At 63.8% G+C, this 13,439-nt stretch carries 15 protein-coding genes; 8 read left to right on the forward strand and 7 right to left on the reverse strand.

Annotated elements, in window-relative coordinates; genetic code table 11:
* Positions 1 to 67: 67 nt before the first annotated feature.
* From HU772_RS10485 to HU772_RS10515, 7 genes are all read right to left on the reverse strand, one after another.
* The gene (locus HU772_RS10485) at positions 68 to 1,090 is read right to left on the reverse strand and encodes a DNA topoisomerase IB (protein WP_186661624.1); all 1,023 of its coding nucleotides are present in this window, start codon (positions 1,088 to 1,090) and stop codon (positions 68 to 70) included.
* Positions 1,091 to 1,146: 56 nt separating this feature from the next.
* A complete protein-coding gene (gene modC, locus HU772_RS10490; RefSeq protein ID WP_186661626.1) occupies positions 1,147 to 2,238 on the reverse strand; it encodes a molybdenum ABC transporter ATP-binding protein in 1,092 nt (363 codons plus the stop codon).
* Between the two features lies 1 nt (position 2,239).
* Positions 2,240 to 2,920 carry a molybdate ABC transporter permease subunit gene (gene modB, locus HU772_RS10495; protein WP_186661628.1) on the reverse strand — a complete coding sequence of 227 codons (681 nt, stop codon included), beginning with the start codon at positions 2,918 to 2,920 and terminating at the stop codon, positions 2,240 to 2,242.
* Positions 2,920 to 3,678, reverse strand: a complete 759-nt coding sequence (gene modA, locus HU772_RS10500) for a molybdate ABC transporter substrate-binding protein (protein ID WP_186661629.1) — start codon at positions 3,676 to 3,678, stop codon at positions 2,920 to 2,922. Before modA ends, modB begins: the two co-directional genes overlap by 1 nt.
* A 102-nt stretch (positions 3,679 to 3,780) precedes the next feature.
* Positions 3,781 to 4,845, reverse strand: coding sequence for an NAD(P)H-dependent flavin oxidoreductase (locus HU772_RS10505; RefSeq protein WP_186661631.1), 1,065 nt, complete (start codon positions 4,843 to 4,845; stop codon positions 3,781 to 3,783).
* Positions 4,846 to 4,879: 34 nt separating this feature from the next.
* A complete protein-coding gene (locus HU772_RS10510) occupies positions 4,880 to 5,050 on the reverse strand; it encodes a hypothetical protein (RefSeq protein ID WP_186661632.1) in 171 nt (56 codons plus the stop codon).
* Between the two features lie 7 nt (positions 5,051 to 5,057).
* Positions 5,058 to 5,360 (reverse strand): DUF1883 domain-containing protein, encoded by a 303-nt coding sequence (locus HU772_RS10515; RefSeq protein WP_134693685.1) that lies wholly within the window; start codon positions 5,358 to 5,360, stop codon positions 5,058 to 5,060.
* Positions 5,361 to 5,520: 160 nt separating this feature from the next.
* Here HU772_RS10515 and HU772_RS10520 point away from each other — a divergent pair, with 160 nt between their 5' ends.
* The 8 genes from HU772_RS10520 to HU772_RS10555 all read left to right on the forward strand — a co-directional run bounded on the left by HU772_RS10520 (position 5,521) and on the right by HU772_RS10555 (position 13,425).
* The gene (locus tag HU772_RS10520) at positions 5,521 to 5,880 is read left to right on the forward strand and encodes a hypothetical protein (RefSeq protein ID WP_186661633.1); all 360 of its coding nucleotides are present in this window, start codon (positions 5,521 to 5,523) and stop codon (positions 5,878 to 5,880) included.
* A 145-nt stretch (positions 5,881 to 6,025) separates the two neighbouring features.
* Positions 6,026 to 6,676, forward strand: coding sequence for a c-type cytochrome (locus HU772_RS10525; protein WP_186661634.1), 651 nt, complete (start codon positions 6,026 to 6,028; stop codon positions 6,674 to 6,676).
* Positions 6,673 to 7,587, forward strand: coding sequence for a c-type cytochrome (locus tag HU772_RS10530; protein ID WP_186661635.1), 915 nt, complete (start codon positions 6,673 to 6,675; stop codon positions 7,585 to 7,587). The genes HU772_RS10525 and HU772_RS10530 overlap by 4 nt, the downstream gene beginning before the upstream one ends.
* 206 nt (positions 7,588 to 7,793) lie before the next feature.
* Positions 7,794 to 8,633: a UTP--glucose-1-phosphate uridylyltransferase GalU gene (gene galU, locus HU772_RS10535; protein ID WP_046855135.1), complete on the forward strand. Its 840-nt coding sequence runs from the start codon at positions 7,794 to 7,796 to the stop codon at positions 8,631 to 8,633.
* 97 nt (positions 8,634 to 8,730) lie between these two features.
* Entirely contained in the window at positions 8,731 to 10,086 is a 1,356-nt protein-coding gene (gene gorA, locus HU772_RS10540) for a glutathione-disulfide reductase (protein ID WP_186661636.1), read from the forward strand.
* 320 nt (positions 10,087 to 10,406) lie between these two features.
* A complete protein-coding gene (gene ahpC / locus HU772_RS10545) occupies positions 10,407 to 10,970 on the forward strand; it encodes an alkyl hydroperoxide reductase subunit C (RefSeq protein WP_133330622.1) in 564 nt (187 codons plus the stop codon).
* A 125-nt stretch (positions 10,971 to 11,095) separates the two neighbouring features.
* Entirely contained in the window at positions 11,096 to 12,658 is a 1,563-nt protein-coding gene (ahpF, locus tag HU772_RS10550) for an alkyl hydroperoxide reductase subunit F (protein ID WP_186661637.1), read from the forward strand.
* A gap of 278 nt (positions 12,659 to 12,936) precedes the next feature.
* Positions 12,937 to 13,425 (forward strand): Lrp/AsnC family transcriptional regulator, encoded by a 489-nt coding sequence (locus HU772_RS10555; RefSeq protein WP_186661638.1) that lies wholly within the window; start codon positions 12,937 to 12,939, stop codon positions 13,423 to 13,425.
* The last annotated feature ends 14 nt before the right edge of the window (positions 13,426 to 13,439 follow it).

Genomic DNA, 13,439 nt, shown 5'->3' on the forward strand with positions numbered 1-13,439 from the left:
CTGGCAAGGATAGGGGGCTTGGCGTCATATGGGAAATTTCTCTGCGTGATGGGGTAAATAGTCAGGCTCAATGATCGTCTGTTGGCGCCAGCGTCTGCAGGAAATTCAGCAGGGCCACTTCTTCGCGTTCCAACCGCTGGCGCTGGCGAGCCTTTGGCAGCTCGGCCAGGCGTCCCGACAGGAAGTGGTCCAGCACGGCCGGGTGGATATAGCTGCGACGGCACACGGCCGGGGTGTTGCCCAGGCGCACCGCCACTTGCCGCACGGCCTCGGCCAGCTGACGTCGGGCCTCGCTATCCGGTTGCCATGCCGCAGGCTTGAGCAGCGCGAGTGCCAGGCTGCTGCCGGCCCAGGTGCGGTAGTCCTTGGCGGTGAACTCGGCGCCGGTCAGCTGTTGCAGGAACTGGTTGACGTCGCTGGAACCGATGCCGTGGCGCTGTCCTTGTGCGTCGAGGTACTGGAACAGCGCCTGGCCCGGCAGTTCCATGCAGCGCTTGAGCAACCCGGCCAGGCGGCGGTCACGCAGGGTGACGTTGTGCTCGACGCCGCGCTTGCCCCGGAACTGGAAGCGCAGGGTGGCGCCCTTGACCTGCACATGGCGGCTGTCGAGGGTGGTCAGGCCATAGGAGCGGTTGTCACGCAGGTACTGGCGGTTGCCGATGCGGATCAGGGTGCTGTCGAGCAGGCTGATCACCAGTGCCATGACTTTTTCACGGTCCAAGCCGGGACGCGCAAGGTGCTCATCCAGCTGCTTGCGCAATTTTGGCAGGGCTTCGGCGAACGCCAGCATGCGCCCGTACTTGTGCTGGTCGCGCAATGCGCGCCACTGCGCGTGATAGCGGTACTGCTTGCGTCCACGGGCATCGCGGCCAGTGGCCTGCAGGTGACCGTGCGGGTCGGCGCAGATCCAGACCTCGGTGTAGGCCGGAGGGATCACCAGGGCGGCGATACGTGCCAGCGTCGCCTCGTCGTGCACGCGCTGGCCCTCGGCGTCGTAGTAGTGGAAGCGGTCACGCCAACGGCGGCGGCTAAGCCCAGGTAGGCTGTCATCGACATAGTGCAGCGCGGCGGGCAACGGGCAGTCGGGCATTGTCGCGGTCCAGCGAACGGTCCTGCTGCAATGGACAGCGCCTGCCCCGATATTGCTCAGCCGAGCAGTGCCACCGACTTGATCTGCGCCCACAACTGCTGGCCCGGTTGCACGCCGAGCTGGTCCGCCGAATAGCGAGTGATGCGTGCCAGCAAGGCGCTGCCATTGGCCTCCAGGCTGACCAGCACATGCGCCGGGTTGTCCGCGGGGCGGCATTCACGCACCCGTACCGGCAGGCGGTTGAGGATGCTCGAGGGCGCGTCCGCCGCCAGCGCCAGGCTGACGTCGCGGGCCTGGACCTTGAGCCGCAGGGTGCTGCCGACATGCAGGTCGCGGTGGGCGATGCGCAGCAGCTGGCCGTCGCCGCCGGGCAGGCGCAGGTCGAACAGCCCGTAGTGCGGGTCATGGCCGACCACCACGCCCTCGAGCACCACCCCGGCGTCCTCGCCCTGGGCCAGCGACAGGTCGAGGCGAGCGAGGGTCTGGGCGATCGGCCCGCTGGCCAGTGCCTGGCCCTGTTCCAGCAGCACCAGATGGTCGGCCAGCCGCGCCACTTCGTCCTGGGCGTGGCTGACGTAGATCAGCGGGATATCCAGCTCATCGTGCAGGCGCTCCAGGTAAGGCAGGATCTCGCGCTTGCGCGCGCTGTCCAGCGCGGCCAGGGGTTCGTCCATCAACAGCAGGCGCGGGCTGCTCAGCAGGGCGCGGGCGATACCCACCCGCTGCGCCTCGCCGCCGGACAGCGTGGCCGGCTTGCGTGCCAGCAGATGGCCGATGCCAAGCAACTGGCAGGCTTGCTCCTGGCTGATCTTGCGGGCTTCAGGGGCGATACGGCGCCAGCCGAACTCCAGGTTGCCGCGCACCGACAGGTGTGGGAACAGGCTGGCTTCCTGGAACACGTAGCCCACCGGGCGTTTGTGCGGGGCGAGGAAAAAACCGCGGGCGCTGTCCTCCCAAACCTCGCCGTTGACCTCGATATAGGCGCTGGCGGCGCGTTCCAGCCCGGCCAGGCAGCGCAGGCACGACGTCTTGCCGGAGCCTGAGTGGCCGAACAGCGCGCTGATGCCGCGCCCTGGTAGTTGCAGGTCGACATCCAGGGTGAAGTCGTCACGCGCCAGTTTCAGGCGCGCTTGTATCGATGCAGTCATTTCAACTCCAGCCAGCCTTGCCACGGCGGCCAGCGTAGAGCATCAGCAACACCAGGAAGGAGAACACCAGCATCGCCCCGGCCAGCCAGTGGGCCTGGGCGTATTCCATGGCCTCGACGTGATCGAAGATCTGCACCGAGACCACGCGGGTCTTGTCGGGGATATTGCCGCCGATCATTAGCACCACGCCGAATTCGCCCACGGTGTGGGCGAAACCGAGGATGCTGGCGGTGATGAAACCGGGGCGGGCCAGGGGCAGTACCACATGCACGAAGGTGTCCCAGGGGCTGGCGCGCAAGGTGGCGGCCACTTCCAGGGGACGCTGGCCGATGGCGCCGAAGGCGTTCTGCAGCGGTTGCACCACGAACGGCATCGAGTACACCACCGAGCCGATCACCAGCCCGGTGAAGCTGAACACCACGCTGCCCAGGCCCAGGGCCTGGGTGGCCTGGCCGATCCAACCATGGGGGCCGAGGGCCAGCAGCAGGTAGAAGCCGATCACCGTCGGCGGCAGCACCAGGGGCAGGGCCACCACCGCGCCGATCGGCCCGCGCAGCCAGGAGCGGGTGCGTGCCAGCCACCAGGCGATGGGCGTGCCCAGCACCAGCAGGATGGCGGTGGTCAGGCTGGCCAGCTTGATGGTCAGCCAGATCGCCCCCAGGTCACTGGCGTCCAGTGGCATCAGATTTCATAGCCGTAGGACTTGATCACCGCGGCGGCCTTCGGGCCTTTGAGGTAGTCCACCAGGGCCTTGGCCGCCGGGTTGTCCTTGCCCTTGTTCAGGATGACCGCGTCCTGGCGGATCGGGTCATGCAGTTCGGCAGGCACGATCCAGGCCGAGCCTTCGCTGATCTTGCCGTCCTTGTAGACCTGCGACAGGGCGACGAAGCCCAGTTCGGCGTTGCCGGTGGAGACGAACTGGAACGCCTGGGTGATGTTCTGGCCTTCGACGATCTTGGCCTTGGTGGCCTCGGTCAGTTTCAGCTTGTCCAGCACCTGGGTGGCGGCCAGGCCGTAGGGCGCGGCCTTGGGGTTGGCGATGGACAGGTGCTTGAAGTCGTTCTTCTTCAGTACCTCGCCCTTGGCGTCGACGTAACCGGGTTTGGCCGACCACAGGGCCAGGGTGCCGATGGCGTAGGTGAAACGCGAACCAGCGACGATTTCCTTTTCCTGCTCGAGCTTGGCTGGGGTGCTGTCGTCGGCGGCGAGGAACACTTCGAACGGGGCGCCGTTCTTGATCTGTGCGTAGAACTGGCCAGTGGCGCCATAGGCGGCGACCAGCTTGTGGCCGGTGTCTTTTTCGAAGTCCTTGGCGATGGCCTGGATGGGCGCTGTAAAGTTGGCGGCCACGGCAACCTGGACTTCATCGGCCCAGGCACTGTTGAGGCAGACAAGGCTGGCGAGGGTGCTGACGGCCAGGTGGGACAGGCGAATACGCATGCGGACGGCTCCAGAGGATGGCGGTTTTCGTTATGGTGTGAAATATATAGCGATCAGCCATCCGTCGGGAAGGGGTAGCGTGATAAATTCCTGATCTGCGGGTCAGCTTTTTGCTGTCAGGCCGGCGATCAGCCGCGTCAGCTCGCCTGCGGGCATCGGTTGCCCCAGGCGCAGTGCCTGGCCCGACCATAGGTTGCTGAAGTCGCTGTTGCCTTGTGGGTCGCTGATCGCCCGCAGCGGCATCAGCGCGCCACCGGCCAGTGGAAACCGTGGCGCCAGCGCGCTCATCGGCCCCAGTTCGCGCATGATGCGGTTGTAGATGCCCCGTGCCGGGCGGCCGGTAAACAGGTTGGTCAGTGCCGTCGCGCTCGCCGGCGCGGTGTCCAGGGCATGGCGGTGGGCCGGGGAAACCTTGGCCTCGGGGCAGAACAGATAGGCGGTGCCGACCTGCACCGCCGAGGCGCCCAGGGCCAGGGCGGCGCGCAGGCCCCGGTGGTCGGCGATGCCGCCGGCGGCGATCACCGGGAGGCGCACCGCGTCGACCACTTGCGGTACCAGGGCGAAGGTGCCGATCTGGCTGGTAAGGTCGTCGCTCAGGAACATGCCCCGATGGCCACCGGCCTCGTAGCCCATGGCGATGATCGCATCGCAGCCGTGCTGCTCGAGCCAAATGGCTTCTTCCACGGTGGTGGCACTGGACATGACCTTGGCGCCGCTGGCTTTCACCCGTTGCAGCAGTTCGGCAGGCGGCAGGCCGAAGTGGAAACTGACCACCTCTGGGCGCAGTTGCTCGACCAGCAGGCAGCCCTGTTCATCGAACGGCGCACGACTGGACACCGGTGTGGGTGCGTCGAAGTCGGCGCCGACTTCGTCGTAATAAGGCTTGAGTGCCTGCTTCCAGCGCGCATCGCGTACCGGGTCGGGAGAGGGCGGCTGATGGCAGAAGAAGTTGAGGTTGAGCGGGCCCTGGCAGGCCTCGCGAAACGCTGCGATCTCACTGCGAATCTGTTCGCCGTTGAGCATGGCGCAGGGCAGGGCGCCCAGGCCGCCGGCGTTGCCGACGGCGATGGCCATCGCCGAACCGCTGGCGCCGGCCATGGGCGCCTGGAGAATGGGCTCCTCGATACCCAGCAGGTCGAGGATGCGGCGGTCTTGCCAGGTGCTCATGGGCGACTCCTTGAGTGCGCTGCGTCGGGCGGGGTTACAAGGCCTTGCTGACCTGGATATCGCTGATCTTCTCGGCGTCGTCGCCGTGGATCTTGCGCAGGGCAAGCTGTGCCTGCTCGAGGGTGGCATCGGGCATCAGGGCGAAATCCCAGCGGCGCTGGCCGTCGAGCTTGTACTTGATCACGTATTTGGTGGTCTGGGTCATGCTGTGGTTATCCGAGTTTCGACGACGAGCGACGAATGATCTTGATCTTGTGGGTCAGGGTCGGCTTGCGCGTCACCGAAATCGGGCGTGTGGTCACGGTGTCGATGGTGATGTTCCAGAATCCGGTGCTGGGCACGGTGATCTTCGCCGGGAACTTGTCGAAGTGCCCGCCGTGGTAGGTGTGGCGCCCGCCGTTCTTGAAGCTGCGGAAGTTGGCGTCGTTCATCAGGCGGATGTTGCAGCGCTGGGAGCATTCGATGACGACGATGTCGTCCTCGTTCAGGTGCTCGCGCTGGTGTACGAATTTCATGGGGTGCTCCGCAAGGATTGGTTCTGCAAACGCGCACGATATCACGATGTGCGGTTACACTTGCGCCCGGCTGGCCGTGCCAGGGAGATTTCTGCCAGACCAGGGAGCAAATCGGCATGGATGTGGTCACAGGATGACTTTGACGGTGGAGAAAGCAGCAATGAAATGGGTGGTAGCAGCGGTATCGCTGACCTTGGGCGGTTGTGTCAGCGTGTCGGAGCTCGAGCAGTCCCACGCGACACTGGATGTGATTTCCGGCAAGTCGCCCCGCGAATATGCCGACTGCGTGAAGCGCAAGCTGGCCGATAGCCGCGACCCGCTGCAGGAAGAGGCGCGCGGCGACGGGCTGCGCCTGATCGTGCCGCAGAAGCTGTCGTCCGGCGCTGGCCCGGCGGCCTTGCTGGATATCGACAAGCGCGGGGGTGGCAGTTCCATCAAGGTGTACGAGCGTTTGAACAACTTCCCACTGCGCCTGGGCGACGTACGCACCTCGGCGACCCAGTGCATCTCCGGTTCTTGATCTGGCTCAGTTAAAAAGCGATTAACTGGCGAATTGCCACTTTCCTTCCCGGCGGCACGTTGTCGCATGCCGGGGAATAAGCCTAGTATTTCTGGGCTTATATCGTTTAAGCCTAAGCTTATAACAAGGAAATGGAGCCTCCGTGATGAAACCCTTGAGCCCCGTCGTGATCGGCAGCTTGCTGATCCTGGCCTGGCCCTCGGCGCACGCCGCCGACGGCCAGAAAATCTTCAACCAGGGCGGGCAGAACCCCGCCGCCATGGCTTGCCTGGGCTGCCATGGACCGGATGGCAAAGGCGTCGCCGCCGCCGGTTTTCCTCGCCTGGCGGGCTTGCCCGCCGGCTATCTTGCCAAGCAACTGGAAGATTTTCGCAACGGCAGCCGCAAGCAGCCGGTAATGGAACCCTTGGCCAAGGCCATGGAGCCTGCGGAAATCCAGGCCGTCAGCGCCTACCTGAGCCAGCTGCCCGCCGATACTGCGCCTGACACACGCCGCCAGCAGATCGCCACGGACCCGGTGACCCGCCTGGCGCTATATGGCGACTGGAACCGCCAGATCCCCGGTTGCGTGCAATGCCATGGCCCGGGTGGCAGCGGGATCGGCGAGCACTTCCCGCCCCTGGCCGGGCAGCCGGCCGGCTACCTGGTGGCCCAGCTCAACGCCTGGCGCGACGGCAGCCGCAGCAACGACCCCAACCAGTTGATGGTCAACGTGGCCAAGGCCATGACCGACGCCGAGATCAAGCAGGTCGCCGACTACTTTGCCCAGCTGTCCCGTCCGGAGGTCAAGCCATGAAGCCGATGATCCCAACCCTGCTGTTGCTGGCCATGGGCAGTGCCCAGGCCGCGCCCATCGCCATGGAAGACCAGTCGCAGCTCAAGGTCCCCGGCGTGCAGGCCGCGCCACAGTTCGCGCCGCCGGCGGAAAGCGCGATTCCCGACAACGCCTTCGGCAAGATGGTCCGCGAAGGCCACGCGCTGTTCGTCGACACCCGGCGACTGATGCCCGAGGCGGTGAAAAACGGTTTGAACTGCAGCAATTGCCACCTTGACCAGGGGCGCATGGCCCATTCGGCGCCGCTGTGGGGCGCGTACCCGATGTATCCGGCCTATCGCAAGAAAAACGACAAGGTCAATACCTTCGCCGAGCGTATCCAGGGTTGCTTTACCTTCAGCATGAACGGCAAGCCACCGGCAGCCGACAGCCCGCAGATGACTGCCCTGAGCGTCTATGCGTACTGGCTGTCGACCCAGGCACCGACCGGCGTGGAGATTGCCGGGCGGGGGTACCCGGAAGTACCCAAGCCCGCCGCTGGCTATGACTTCAAGCGCGGCCAGCAGGTCTACCAGCAGCAGTGTGCGATCTGTCACGGCGACAATGGCGAAGGGCAGAAGGTTGCCGGGGAGTATGTGATGCCACCATTGTGGGGCAAGGACTCCTACAACTGGGGGGCGGGCATGCACCGGATCAACACGGCCGCCTCGTTCATCAAGTACAACATGCCGCTCGGCAAGCCCGGCAGCCTGAGCGACCAGCAGGCCTGGGACGTGGCCGCCTGGATCAACCGCCATGAGCGTCCGCAGGACCCGCGCCTGGTGGAGGGCTCGATCGAGAAGACCCGACTGAAGTTCCATGCCAATGACGGGGTCAACCTGTACGGGCAGAAGGTCGATGGCGTGCTGATCGGGCAGGGGATCGGCGGCTGACTCGGCGTCATCGCGGGGCATTCTCGAAGGAGCGGGTATGCCCTGCGTCGACACCGTCAGGCGCTTAATATTCACGCCCTGGCGGAACTATCTACACTGGAATATCTCTATGATGGCATCGGCCAGCGCGGGGGGCATTGTAAGGTGACCGCCGCCTGATTAGACTGCGCCGAATTTCGTACGCAAAGCCCTTGTTAAGGACGTATATGATCAAGAAATGCTTGTTCCCGGCAGCCGGTTACGGCACTCGCTTCCTGCCCGCTACCAAAGCCATGCCCAAGGAAATGCTGCCGGTGGTCAACAAGCCACTGATCCAGTATGGCGTTGAAGAGGCACTGGACGCCGGCCTGAACGAGATCTCCATCGTCACTGGCCGTGGCAAGCGTGCCCTGGAAGACCACTTCGACATCAGCTACGAGCTGGAAAACCAGATCAAAGGCACCGACAAGGAAAAATACCTGGTCGGCATCCGTCGCCTTCTGGACGAGTGCTCGTTCGCCTACACCCGCCAGACCGAGATGAAAGGCCTGGGCCATGCCATTCTGACCGGCCGCCCGCTGATCGGCGATGAGCCGTTCGCCGTGGTGCTGGCGGACGACCTGTGTGTCAACCTCGAAGGTGACGGCGTGCTTGCGCAGATGGTCGCGCTTTACAAGAAGTACCGCTGCTCGATCGTCGCCATCCAGGAAGTCGATCCTCAGGAAACCAACAAGTACGGCGTCATCGCCGGTGAAGAGATCAAGGACGGCATCTTCCGTGTGGATTCCATGGTCGAGAAGCCGAAGCCCGAAGACGCACCGTCCAACTTGGCGATCATCGGTCGCTACATCCTGACCCCGGACATCTTCGAGAAGATCGAACAGACCGAGCCAGGCAAGGGTGGCGAGATCCAGATTACCGATGCGCTGATGAAGCAGGCCGCCGAAGGCAACGTGATCGCCTACAAGTTCAAGGGCAAGCGTTTCGACTGCGGTGGCGCCGAAGGCTACATCGAGGCGACCAACTTCTGCTTCGAGAACTTCTACAAGACCGGCAAGGCTTACTGATAAGCACTGGCTGGTTTGAAGCCACCCCTCGGGGTGGCTTTTTTGTTTGTGGCAGGCAACGGCGCTATGCTGGTCGCCTGCCCAGGAGACTGAATACATGGCTTACGATTTTGATCTGTTCGTGATTGGCGCCGGTTCCGGCGGTGTGCGCGCAGCGCGTTTTGCTGCGGGCTTTGGCGCAAAGGTGGCGGTGGCCGAGAGCCGCTACCTCGGCGGCACCTGCGTCAACGTCGGTTGCGTACCGAAAAAGCTGCTGGTGTACGGCGCTCACATCGCCGACGAACTGGAGCAGGCCGCCGGTTTCGGCTGGACCCTGGAGGAAGGGCACTTCGACTGGGGCACCCTGATCGCCAACAAGAACCGCGAGATCGAGCGCCTAAATGGCATCTATCGCAACCTGCTGGTCAACAGCGGTGTGACCCTGCTCACCGGCCACGCCCGTATCACCGGCGCCCATGAGGTGGAAGTCGAGGGCCAGCGCTACAGCGCCGAGCATATCCTCATCGCCACCGGCGGCTGGCCGCAGGTGCCGGACATCCCGGGCAAGGACCTGGCCATCACCTCCAACGAGGCGTTCTATCTCAAGGATCTGCCGCGCCGCGTGCTGGTGGTGGGCGGTGGCTACATCGCCGTCGAGTTCGCTGGCATCTTCCAGGGCCTGGGTGCCGATACCACGCTGCTGTACCGTGGCGACCTGTTCCTGCGCGGCTTCGACGGCTCGGTGCGCACGCACCTGAAGGAAGAGCTGGAAAAACGCGGCCTGGACCTGCAGTTCAACGCCGACATCCAGCGTATCGACAAGCTCGACGACGGCAGCCTCAAGGCCACTCTCAAGGACGGTCGCGAGCTGCTCGCCGACTGTGTGTTCTATGCCACCGGGCGCCGGCCGATGCTGGATAACCTGGGGCTGGAGAACACCGGTGTGGAGCTGGACCCGCGTGGTTTCATCCGCGTTGACGAGCAGTACCAGACCACCGAGCCGTCGATCCTGGCCATCGGCGATGTGATCGGCCGCGTGCAACTGACCCCGGTGGCCCTGGCCGAAGGCATGGCCGTGGCCCGACGCCTGTTCAAGCCGGAGCAATACCGCAAGGTGGACTACCAGAACATCCCCACCGCGGTATTCAGCCAGCCGCCGATCGGTACTGTCGGCCTGACCGAGGAACAGGCGCTGGAGGCAGGGCACAAGGTGCAGATCTTCGAGAGCCGCTTCCGGGCGATGAAGCTGACCCTCACCGATATCCAGGAAAAGACCCTGATGAAGCTGGTGGTCGATGCCGACACCGACAAGGTGCTGGGCTGTCACATGGTCGGGCCGGACGCCGGTGAGATCATCCAGGGGCTGGGTATCGCGTTGAAGGCGGGCGCGACCAAGCAGCAGTTCGACGAGACCATCGGCGTGCACCCGACTGCAGCCGAAGAGTTCGTCACCCTGCGTACTGTCACCCGCTAGTTCGGATTTATCGCGGTCTCTGTGGGGGGCAACTGTCTTGCTCAACTGCTAAAAAAGCTAGCGCGGTCGCTGTGGGAGCGGCTTCAGCCGCGAACACCGGCACAGCCGGTGCCAGGCACCGCGCCGCTTGCTTCGCGGCGGTTCGGTGCTCCGATAAACCCGCTCCCACACGTTTGCTCAGCCCAATCCCTTCTATTAATAATCCCGCCTTATAGCCAAAACCAATCACCAGCATGAGCTTTGCCAATGAGCCTTTGGCCGGAGCAGTCGGTAGGATTCACTCCATCAACTGATTCCAACCCCATGAAGGAGTGTCTCTCATGCCAATCATCAACAGCCAGGTCAAACCGTTCAACGCCACTGCCTACCACAAGGGCGAATTCGTCCAGGTCAGCGAAGCCGACCTGAAAGGCAAGTGGTCCGTCGTGTTCTTCTACCCAGCCGACTTCACCTTCGTCTGCCCGACCGAACTGGGTGACCTCGCCGACAACTACGCCGAGTTCCAGAAGCTGGGCGTCGAGATCTACGGCGTGTCCACCGACACCCACTTCACCCACAAAGCCTGGCACGACACCTCGGACACTATCGGCAAGATCCAGTACCCGCTGATCGGTGACCCGACCCACATCATCTCGCGCAACTTCGACGTGCTGATCGAGGAAGCCGGCCTGGCCGATCGCGGTACCTTCGTGATCAACCCGGAAGGTCAGATCAAGATTGTCGAGCTGAACGACGGCGGTGTAGGCCGTGACGCCACCGAGCTGCTGCGCAAGGTCAAGGCTGCCCAGTACGTTGCCGCCCACCCAGGCGAAGTCTGCCCGGCCAAGTGGAAAGAAGGCGAAGCCACTCTCGCTCCATCGCTGGACCTGGTCGGCAAGATCTAAGCCGATGCGCATGTCGCGGGCGGTGGACAGCCGCCAAAGCTGAAGCAGTTACCGCCCCGTAAAAACGCCCGGGCGACTTCGCCTGGGCGTTTTTGTATCCGAGTTTTGAAAAAGGAATCGCCCGTATGTTGGACGCCACGCTTAAATCGCAACTGAAAACCTACCTGGAGCGGGTCACCCAGCCGATCGAGATCGTTGCCTCCCTCGACGACGGCGCGAAGTCCCGCGAATTGCACGACCTGCTGGCAGAAATCGCCGGCCTGTCGAACCTCATTACCTTCAGCGCGGACGGCAGCGACGCCCGTCGACCTTCGTTCTCGCTGAACCGCCCGGGTGCCGATATAAGCTTGCGCTTCGCCGGCATCCCCATGGGCCACGAATTCACCTCGCTGGTGCTGGCGCTGCTGCAGGTTGGCGGGCACCCCTCCAAAGCCAGCGCCGAAGTGATCGAACAGATCCAGTCCCTGAAGGGTGAGTTCACCTTCGAGACCTACTTCTCGCTGTCGTGCCAGAACTGCCCGGACGTGGTCCAGGCGTTGAACCTGATGGCGGTGCTCAACCCCAACGTGCGCCATGTGGCCATCGACGGCGCGCTGTTCCAGGACGAAGTCGACGCCCGCAAGATCATGGCGGTGCCAAGCATCTACCTGAACGGCGAAGTGTTCGGCCAGGGCCGCATGGGCCTGGAGGAAATCCTCGGCAAGCTCGACACCAATGCCGGCGCCCGCCAGGCCGAGAAGATCAACGCCAAGGACGCCTTCGACGTGCTGGTGGTTGGCGGTGGCCCTGCCGGCGCTGCGGCCGCCATCTATGCCGCGCGCAAAGGCATCCGTACCGGTGTTGCCGCCGAGCGTTTCGGCGGCCAGGTGCTCGATACCCTGGCCATCGAGAACTTCATCTCGGTGCAGGAGACCGAAGGGCCGAAGCTGGCCACCGCGCTGGAAGAGCACGTCAAGCAATACGATGTCGACATCATGAACCTGCAGCGCGGCGAAGCGCTGATCCCGGCCACCGATGGTGGCCTGCACGAAGTACGCCTGGCCGGCGGCGCTTCGCTCAAGGCCAAGACCGTGATCCTCGCCACCGGCGCTCGCTGGCGTGAAATGAACGTACCGGGCGAGCAGGAATACCGCGCCCGTGGCGTGGCCTACTGCCCGCACTGCGACGGCCCGCTGTTCAAGGGCAAGCGCGTGGCGGTGATCGGCGGTGGCAACTCCGGCGTGGAAGCGGCCATCGACCTGGCCGGGATTGTCGCCCAGGTCACCCTGATCGAGTTCGACAGCCAGCTGCGTGCCGATGCCGTGCTGCAGCGCAAGTTGCACAGCCTGGCGAACGTGAAGGTGATCACCAGCGCGTTGACCACCGAGGTGGTGGGCAATGGCGAGAAGGTGACCGGCCTGCGTTACAAGGACCGCGGCACCGAGCAGGTTCATGACCTGGCGCTCGAAGGCATCTTTGTGCAGATCGGCCTGCTGCCGAACACCGACTGGCTCAAGGGCAGCGTCGAGCTGTCGCCGCGTGGCGAGATCATCGTCGATGCCAAGGGGGCCACCAGCATCCCTGGGGTTTTCGCCGCTGGTGACGTGACCACGGTGCCGTACAAGCAGATCGTGATCGCCGTGGGCGAGGGCGCCAAGGCTTCGCTGGCCGCGTTCGATCACTTGATCAGGACCTCCGCGCCGGCCTGAAACCTGACGCTTTGACCTGACACGCCGCCGCTTCCCGGGAAGCGGCGGCGTTGTTGTTGCTGGAGCAGGCACTCGCTCGGTCGGATCGCTGCACGTGCCCGCCACGCTATGCTAAGTTTGATGACGTCCTCGTGACGCGCCGGATCAGGATGCAGGGATGACAGGGTGCCAGTTGACCCTGTGCGCGCCTGTCGGGCAGCCAACAATAAGAAAAGATGGTGTGTTTCAACTGCCGTCAATCAAATCGCCTGAGTGAGATCACGTCTCAAAGGATCAGCATGAAAAGGAAATCGTGTGCGTTGGATTCGGTAGACCTGCAAATCCTTTCCATCATGCAAGCGGACTGTCGCACGACATTGTCCAGGCTGAGCGAGAAGATAGCCCTGAGCGAAACACCCTGCTGGCGCCGGCTGAAAAGGCTGGAGGAGGAGGGTTATATCAAGCGTTACCAGGCCGTGCTGAACAAGCAGGTGCTGGGCTTCGACATCACCGCGTTCATCCAGCTCTCGATGGACTCCCATACCGCCGAATCGACCCGGGCCCTGGAACAGCGCCTGACACCTTGCCCAGAGGTGGTGGCGTTGTACAACGTCACCGGTGATTTCGACTTCATGATCCACATCGTCTGCCCAAACATGGAGGCCTATTCACGGTTCGTCGAAGTGACCCTGCGCTCGCTGGGCAGTGTGCGGCAGATCAAGACGGCAGTGAGCCTGCGTGAGATCTGTGCGAACAATGTACTGCCGTTGTCGGCAATATCGGCCTGATCGAACCCCGTTGG

The sequence above is a fragment of the Pseudomonas xantholysinigenes genome (genome assembly GCF_014268885.2).
Classification (GTDB): Bacteria; Pseudomonadota; Gammaproteobacteria; order Pseudomonadales; family Pseudomonadaceae; genus Aquipseudomonas; species Aquipseudomonas xantholysinigenes.